Annotated in this window: 6 protein-coding genes, 3 tRNA genes and 1 pseudogene; 8 read left to right on the top strand and 2 right to left on the bottom strand. The window is 33.9% G+C overall.

From position 1 onward, the window contains the following. The first annotated feature begins 1 nt into the window (after nucleotide 1). Together AB5Z52_RS15085 and AB5Z52_RS15080 are read left to right on the top strand one after the other, a co-directional pair. Nucleotides 2-75 (top strand) — tRNA-Asn (locus AB5Z52_RS15085). A gap of 201 nt (nucleotides 76-276) precedes the next feature. Then, a complete protein-coding gene (locus AB5Z52_RS15080; protein ID WP_003127307.1) occupies nucleotides 277-927 on the top strand; it encodes an HAD-IA family hydrolase in 651 nt (216 codons plus the stop codon). 100 nt (nucleotides 928-1,027) lie between these two features. Here AB5Z52_RS15080 and AB5Z52_RS15075 read toward each other — a convergent pair whose 3' ends face one another. Continuing rightward, nucleotides 1,028-1,372, bottom strand: a complete 345-nt coding sequence (locus tag AB5Z52_RS15075) for an iron-sulfur cluster biosynthesis family protein (RefSeq protein ID WP_003127308.1) — start codon at nucleotides 1,370-1,372, stop codon at nucleotides 1,028-1,030. Nucleotides 1,373-1,899: 527 nt separating this feature from the next. On the opposite strand from AB5Z52_RS15075, the gene AB5Z52_RS15070 reads away from it, so the two are divergent. The 4 genes and pseudogenes from AB5Z52_RS15070 to AB5Z52_RS15055 all read left to right on the top strand — a co-directional run bounded on the left by AB5Z52_RS15070 (nucleotide 1,900) and on the right by AB5Z52_RS15055 (nucleotide 6,785). After that, nucleotides 1,900-2,334 carry a universal stress protein gene (locus AB5Z52_RS15070; RefSeq protein ID WP_003127309.1) on the top strand — a complete coding sequence of 145 codons (435 nt, stop codon included), beginning with the start codon at nucleotides 1,900-1,902 and terminating at the stop codon, nucleotides 2,332-2,334. 469 nt (nucleotides 2,335-2,803) lie between these two features. Then, a pseudogene (locus AB5Z52_RS15065) lies at nucleotides 2,804-4,425 on the top strand (ATP-binding cassette domain-containing protein). A 347-nt stretch (nucleotides 4,426-4,772) separates the two neighbouring features. Next, on the top strand, nucleotides 4,773-6,344 hold the full coding sequence (locus tag AB5Z52_RS15060; RefSeq protein WP_003127311.1) for an ABC transporter ATP-binding protein: 1,572 nt from the start codon (nucleotides 4,773-4,775) through the stop codon (nucleotides 6,342-6,344). 3 nt (nucleotides 6,345-6,347) lie between these two features. Next, nucleotides 6,348-6,785 (top strand): helix-turn-helix domain-containing protein, encoded by a 438-nt coding sequence (locus AB5Z52_RS15055; protein WP_003127312.1) that lies wholly within the window; start codon nucleotides 6,348-6,350, stop codon nucleotides 6,783-6,785. A gap of 168 nt (nucleotides 6,786-6,953) precedes the next feature. Here AB5Z52_RS15055 and AB5Z52_RS15050 read toward each other — a convergent pair. Next, nucleotides 6,954-7,026 (bottom strand) — tRNA-Thr (locus AB5Z52_RS15050). 174 nt (nucleotides 7,027-7,200) lie between these two features. On the opposite strand from AB5Z52_RS15050, the gene AB5Z52_RS15045 reads away from it, so the two are divergent. After that, nucleotides 7,201-7,274, top strand: a tRNA-Asn gene (locus AB5Z52_RS15045). A 322-nt stretch (nucleotides 7,275-7,596) separates the two neighbouring features. Further along, entirely contained in the window at nucleotides 7,597-8,157 is a 561-nt protein-coding gene (locus AB5Z52_RS15040) for a YdeI family protein (protein ID WP_003127314.1), read from the top strand. The last annotated feature ends 116 nt before the right edge of the window (nucleotides 8,158-8,273 follow it).

The raw sequence follows: 8,273 nt of genomic DNA, 5'->3' as shown, positions 1-8,273 counted from the left end.
TTCCGGCATAGCTCAGTTGGTAGTAGCGCATGACTGTTAATCATGATGTCGTAGGTTCGAGTCCTACTGCCGGAGTTATCGATAGCTGTGAAGCTATCTTTTTTTTGCCATTTTGGAGCGGTCTTTCTACTAGCGGAAAGATCGCTCTTTTTTTGCAGATAAAAGTTAAAACTATTTTGAGGAACCAAAAGATCAGTCGATTTGTCGAATGTTTCAAAAAAGAAGCGTTTGCGGGAGAGTCCTTTTTTTCCTATAATAAGGAAAAGGGGAGATGACATGAAACAACAATTATTTTTTGATTTAGATGGTACGATCATTGATTCTAGCGAAGGAATCTATTCTTCGATTCGCTATGCACTGGAAAAATTAGGACATGAACCTCTCTCAACCGATGGATTGAGAGCCTTTGTTGGTCCACCACTGATTAATTCTTTTCGTGATCTAGGCTTTACAGAAGAGACTGCGCAGCGTGCTGTGAAATATTATCGGGAGAATTATCGAGAAAAAGGGATGTTTCAGATTACGCCTTACGAAAAAATCGAAACCACTTTGGCTGAACTTTCGGAAACACATGATGTCTTCATTGCTACGTCAAAACCAGAGATATTCGCAAAAGAAATTTTAAGTTACTTAGATTTTACAGATTACTTCAAAGGAATTTACGGAGCTGATCTTGAAAATAAGCGGGGAGAAAAAGCGGCAGTCCTTGCATATGCACTAGAGAAGGCGGATGGCAATACAAGTGCCTTAATGATTGGTGATCGAAGCCATGACATTCTAGGAGCAAAAGCCAATGGGTTATCCGCGATCGGTGTTCTTTATGGATTTGGTAGTGAGGAAGAACTACTTTCTGCAGGAGCAGTCGCCTTGGCAGAAAAACCCCTAGATTTGCTGGAATTGATCAGAATGGATCATGCTGGAAAATAAATGCAAAAAAGAGCTTAGAACAGAGGAAGAAAGGTGATTATCCCCGCGATGTTTGATTAGTAGCGGGACTTACTTCGACTCTTTTTTAAGCTCATGAATGTTATTTGATGGTAGTAGTTTTTAGGACTAAGACGTTATTATCCAGATAGCCACTCTCATTTTTCAAAACGAGGGTGCCGGAAGTCGGATGCACCATTAACTCGAGGTGACCAGTTAAAAACATTGTGTCGTACTCAGAAGTATAGAAAGTAAACAAATTGCTAGGGATCTCTAATGTAAAAGGAACAATGATTTCTTCAATAGGTGCGATCAAGAAACGCTCGCCAATCATACAGCAGCCTTCAGCAGAGGAAAACTGGTTGGAACCATCATTGGCTGTCAAGATAAATTGAGTTGTACCTTGTGGAAGACGTTGTGCTGCTTCTGTGGTAATCGTTAGCTCCATTTCTAGTACCTTCTTTCTATAAAAGCAATTGCTATTTTTCTTTGTTGGCTGATTGACTTGAACATAAAAAACTTATAAACAGATAACGAAAAGCATTGGACCAGATAGTTAGCTTGGGGAAGACGACTAAAAGGGCACACTGCTTCTTTTGTTATTTTAACATGGAAATGCTAAGATGCAAAGACTCAGGTGTTATTTCGTTCCTATCGTAGTAAGAAGTAGGCTATCAATCCGAGAATCACGAAAAAAAGACCAATATACAGAATAAAAGTTAACAGGGCTTGAAAGAATTGACGCATTGTCTTCACCTCAAATCAGTTGTTCACTATGATTCTAGCATGAAAGAGCCTGTTTGAATGAAATTCTAGAAATCTTTGTAGATGTTTAAGGTTTATTCATGGGAAATGAAGTAAAAAAACATATATTGCATGCAATTGGAACAGAAAAAATAAAAATAACAAAGCAGTTCATTCATGAATCTTTCAGCTGTCACTTGAATGTGGTAAACTAAAGAGGAGGGGATAAAAATGTTGCGTACATGTCAAAATGTTCTCGTTGCGTTAGATGGTTCTGAGCAATCAGAAAAGGCCTTTTGGGAAGCTGTCGATATTTGCAAACGAAACAAAGCCAAACTGTATGTCCTTTCAATCATTAACAATGCAGAGCTTTCAACGAGTGCTTATTCTTTTTCAAAGCTATTTGAACAGGAAAAGACGAGGGTTGAAACCGAGATGCTAAAGAAAATCTATGATGCAAATAACCATGGTGTCGAAGACGTTGCGGTGATCGTAGAGGTAGGAGACCCTAAGCGATTTATCATCCATGCAGCAACAGAAACTTATCCAATTGATCTAATCGTGATTGGTGCGACGGGTAAAGGAACTCTCACAAGAGCTGTAGTGGGATCGACAACTGACTATGTCGTCAACCATGCAAAATGTTCGGTATTTGTTGTGAAATAAACTATTGATTTGTTTGATCAAAAAAGGGAAATCAGGTAACTGCTGATTTCCCTTTTTTATTTGATGAAGTTTTGGATAACGTAATCTGATAGGTCTAAGTTGATTTATCAGATAGGAATCACACATGGTGAATACAACAAAATCTAGTGCAGTTGTACTATATCTAGTTGATATAGATTTGAGAAAAACTTTTATATTTTTATTCAGACATGAGGAAAGTATTATGGACAGCAGTAGTGTATCTATCGATGATTTTAGATTTGATTCTTTTCAATCAAGCAATTGGATTTGTTTGAAAACAAAATAATATTTTTTAGCTTCAATGATAGTGCTGTTTTGTGATTATATCTATAATTTGTACAGATTTCTCTTTATTTTATTGCTAGAATTTCATCCCGCCATGAAGTAAAATTTTAGTTGCATACATACTATGTGAAAAACGAAGGAAACAGATTATTTTAGTATCAGAATGGTGGAGAAAAATGACTACAAAATTTGGAAGCGCTTCAAAATAGAGTTCTCAGTTTATGTCGGTATTGGTGTAGCAGTTTCTTTAGTAAGTGCTATTAATGTGTTTTATTTTCAAAAGTTGCTAGATGCATTTGGTCAAAGCATGCCTATTCTAAATCTAGTGATTTATGGATTGACAATTATCTTCGTTCCAATATTTTCTTATCTAGAACAAAAGCCTAAAATGAAACTCCAAAGTGGTATTTTCTTTTATTTAAAAGAAATGGCATTAGACAAGATTAGTAGAATTTCCTATTCGGAATATCTAAAGATTGGTTCGGGCTCGCTTTTGCAAAAAGTTGAGGCTGGGTCAAGCGCTGGTAGAAATATTCATTTAAACTTTTACGGAAGACTTTTTAGAGAGTTAATACCAGAAACTTTTTTTAATTTGTTTTTTATAGCGATAATCGATTTAAAATTAGTTCCAGCCATTTTAATCGGCTACATTTTTATCTTTATTGTAACCAAGTATTTGTTGAAAATATTAAAAGCTATAAAAGAAAACTCACTAATCTCTGAAGAAATAATGAATAATACTTTAATACGTGGCATCACAGAAATGGTTACTTTTCGAATAAATAAACGCTATAAAAAAGAAATAGCTAACTATCACGAAATGTTAATTTCTACAACAAACAATTTAATAAAAATGACAATGATACATGAATTTTTCTTTGGCTTTTTTGCTTTTCTAGTTGCGGTCATTAAATTAGTCATCGTTATATTAACATTTGCAAACGTTATATCTATTAGTTTAGGTGGATTAGTCGCGTTGGTTACTTATGTCGATAGAGTTTATACACCAATTGCTATCTTCAATGTAGTTTTTGTCCAATATCATTTGGATAAAGTTACATATCAACGATTACAAGATTTTTATGATACTTCAAATGATGAAGGCCTCTTCATCGAAGGAGCACCTATACAATCCATAGCAACTATCAGTCTGACCAATTTAAATTTAACCATTCAAAACAAACGAATATTGAAAGATTTCAATTTAGACTTAGAGAAAGATAAAATTTTGGACTTGTTGGAGAAAGTGGAGCTGGGAAATCTTCTTTGATGAAAGTTATATTGGGATTATTCAAACCCACTAGTGGAGATATTTTTGTGAATCATAAGAATTTATCTTCGTATAATTTAAATGAATACTACAATCATATTTTCTATCTCTCACAAGATGCTCCTATTTTTCAGGGAACATTAAAAGAAAATATTGTTTTTGACAAAAATATACCAGATATTCAAGTAATAGAGGCACTAGAGAAATGTCAATTAGGACATTTTTATCATTCACTTGAAGAAGGATTAGATACATGAATTGGTGAAAAAGGTTCTAATATTTCTGGTGGAGAGAAGCAGCGTATTGCGTTTGCGAGAATGTTCTTTTCTACTGCAGAGATAATAGTGATAGATGAGGCCACTTCGGCATTGGATGAATCAACCGAAGAAAAGTTGCTCAAAGAAGTAATGAAAATATTTAAGAATAGGATCGTCCTTATGATTACCCATCGTCCGAAAAACCTTGAAATTGTTGATGAAGTAATCGTACTTAGTAATGGTTATAAAATCAGATAAGTGATTTCACCGTATACGGAGTAAATAGACTAACTACGACTAACTGGAGAGCAGCAAGGTCTGAATACGAAATAAGCTGGGAATGTTTATGCTAGTTTATTTTTTCTGCAATAACTCTCCATTTTCCTGTTTTCCGTAACTATTTAATTTCCCACTTCCAACTAATTTCCCACACGTACTATTTAAATAGTTTGTAGTTGCTTTATTCAAGGCAGGTGTTCGTATATTTTCTAATTGAAGTGTCGTTTTGTTTTTTCGTATTTTTTCCTAATTCAAGGGAAATAATTGACTTTTATAAATGATAAAGAGTACAATTATGAAAAATAAAACGAAAAAGAGGAAAAAATATGAAAAATGTTCTAAAAGAAAATAAGCAATTTGTATTAATAACCAGTCTATTAGTTGTTATTGGCTCTTTAACATCAATGATTACTCCTCTATTCATACAATATTTTAATGAAAATAAGATCAAACTAACCTATGAGATAATGCTCTTTATAGTTATAGTTATGTTATTTTCTTTCTTATTGCAGACTTTCATGCTCGTGTATAGAGAAAATTTTGCAGCAAAGTTTAATTCGAATTATTTGTTCAAACTGATAAGTAAGCTGACTAAAATTTCTTATGATGGTTTTATTGAAAAAGAACCCACGTATTTAATTAATCGTATATTTACTTCAGTGGATTCTTTATATTTATTTTTGATTAATAGTGTATCGACTATAGTAAAGTCATGTTTTGTAATTTTGTTATCTCTAGGAATTGTTGGATTTATATCATGGAAAATTTTTTTGCTCTTATTGATATTACTTCCTTTAAATTTAGTTGGCTTTAAGCATATTAACAAGCAATTATCTATTAGAATGGAAAAAATGCAAAAAGATGCTGCAAGTGCAAATAAAGATTTAATTGTGACATTATCAAATGTGGATAATATAAAATCCCAAGCTAATGTATCTGCATTAGAACATCTGCTTAAACCAAAGATGATTGCAATGTATGATTCATTAGCAAATAATAATAAATATGCACAAGTTACTAGTAATGCTATTGTCTTTATTAATCAATTGGTTCAAAATATGACTTATATTTGGGCGAGTATATTAATTGTTCAAAATGAATTTCCTGTGGGAAATTTAATTATTCTAAGTATTGTTATTCCAATGTATTATTCCGCTTTAAGTGATTTATCTAAGGCAAATGTAGATTATAAATCTTTAACTATTTCTAATGAGTTCATTAAGAATAATCTTGACTTATTACGTGAAGAAAATGGGGAAATAAAAATACAAAATATAAACAATATTGAGTTTAATTTCCCATCATTTTTAATAAATAAACAAATTTTTAATTATAATTTAAAAGAAGTAGTGAATAAAGGGGATATAGTTTATATAGAAGGAGATTCTGGTAGTGGAAAAACTTCTCTATTGAGACTGATGTTGAAATTTAGAAAATCTAAAGGAATAAAGATCAATGGATTAGAAATTAACAGCTTGGAAAATTCAAGTTTAAGGAATAAAATTGCTTATATTTCACAAGATCCAACGATTTTGTCTACGTCATTAGAAAACAATATAGGAATGGGAAGAAAACTAACCAGAGATGAAAAATATTTGATTGAAACATCTGGTATTTTAAGTCCGATATTTAAAGAAAAGCATTGGGATAGTGTATTATTAGAAAATGGTGCGAATTTATCTGGAGGAGAAAAACAAAGAATTGCAGTATGTAGATTAATTATATCTGATGCAGAATTATATATTTTAGATGAAAGCATTAGTAATATAGATAAAGAATCTGCAAATGCAATATTGAATTTCATTACAATCAAATCACAAGAGAAAATTATTTTATATACAACCCATGATAAATCATTCAAGAAATACGCGAACAAAATTATTAATGTAAGGAGATAAACTATGAATCACGATTTGCTAAGTGTATCTGAAGTTGCGGATGCATTGGGAGTAACTACAAGAACTATTAGAAACTACTTGTCTGATGGTAAATTAAAAGGGCAAAAGATTGGTGGACAATGGAAATTTTTGAAATCCGAAGTGTATCGTTTTATAGGTCAGTCAGTTGAGAACCCTGTTACTAACTTTTTTGAAAACGAGAATCATTTTAAAACGGGTTCAATACTCGTCATTAATATTCCAATCTCTAGTATGAGGTTAGTTGAAAATTTAAAAAATGATTTGTTGAATCAATATAACAATGTATACGATGGAGAAAACCGACAGTTCTTTTATCAGGCAATTTCTAAAGAACAAGCCAGAGTAATAATACAAGGCCCTATAGAATACGTAGCTAGTTTTGGTGACTGGATAAATAATAGGCTAAGAAGTTATTCTTGAGAATCATTGATATTTATGATTGTTCAAATGAACATAATGAACAGTGTGAAATAGTGATGCAATGCATGGACCGTTTATCATTTTCGTTGTTGAAATAAGGAGCAACTGAAAATCATCGGTGCTAACTGCAAACAAAAAAACAACGTCCCAAGAACGTTGTTTTGAGAAAGCCACTTGACGGGCTTGAACCGTCGACCTCATCCTTACCATGGATGCGCTCTACCAACTGAGCTAAAGCGGCTTGTTATTTAACACAAGATATAGAATACCTGAAAGCCTGCTGTTTGTCAATTCCATTTTTTCAAGAGTACTGGGATTTTTTGTCAAAAAAGGTGAACAACAAGACAAAGAAGCAAAAATTTCTTTTTTCACTTGCCAACTTATCTGAATATTTGCTATATTACAGGTAGATTCTTCCGGCATAGCTCAGTTGGTAGTAGCGCATGACTGTTAATCATGATGTCGTAGGTTCGAGTCCTACTGCCGGAGTCATAAATAAAACGTCCCCATTGATGAAAAGATGATGGATGGGTAAAGCAAACCCCCCTGAAATTCAGGGGGGTTGCTTTATAGATAGATTCAACAGTTTATCTCCTTGCGGCTACTTGTTTTTTGGATAAGCAAAGCAGTCGACATAGGGAAGTCACTTTATTTCAGAGACTCGATAGTTGTCTGCTGCTTTACGATGCTTATATGTTGACCTACCCCACAGTGATTTATTGGAAAATGACTCATTCGACTATTGCGCAAGTCAAGACCCAGTTTCCTTAAAAAGGTGTCCAAAGTGGATAAAGAAGATGAGAGGGATTCTATGGACAACAGCATTACATTTACAAATAGAAATGAATTTCGTGACTGGCTTCAAGAGTATGGTGTATCAAGTGAAGGGGTTTGGCTTTTGATCGGAAAAGCTGGCGGTCCTAAGACGATAAAGGCTCACGAGGCACTTGAAGAAGCGCTTTGTTTTGGCTGGATCGATGGCGTCATGCAAAAGATTGATGATAAAACATACAAGAAATACTTTGCGAGGCGCAGAAAGAACAGCAAGTGGTCAGAAAAAAACAAAGCACTAGCTGAAACATTGGAAAGCCAAGGACTAATGACTGATTATGGTCGAAGAAAAATAGAAGAGGCCAAGAAAAACGGTCAATGGGATGCGGTTCAGTCTCCAAAGATTTCGGAGGAACAAATCTATACCGTAGCAAGCTTATTAAAGAAACATGAGGCAGCTTATACAAATTTCCAAGCAATGTCTCTCTCTGTCAAAAAGACCTACACGCGGGCATACTATGATGCAAAAACCGACACTGGACGCGAAAAGCGTTTGTCTTGGATGATTGAACGGCTAGCGAAGAATCTGAAACCAATGTAGCGATTTTTGGGACTGTGCCATAAGTCTCCTACAAGTAACACTATCCGAACATTAATGATTATTGCTCCTGCGGTGCAGGGACTCCTCGTCGCAAAAGTCAGAGGAATCTATCCTAG

It is taken from the genome of Enterococcus sp. RTP21361st1_A6_RTP21361_211029 (genome assembly GCF_040910045.1).
In the GTDB taxonomy this organism is placed as follows: Bacteria; Bacillota; Bacilli; order Lactobacillales; family Enterococcaceae; genus Enterococcus_D; species Enterococcus_D gallinarum.
Note: the sequence above shows the minus strand (reverse complement) of the source record. Positions and strands in the feature narration are given on the sequence as shown.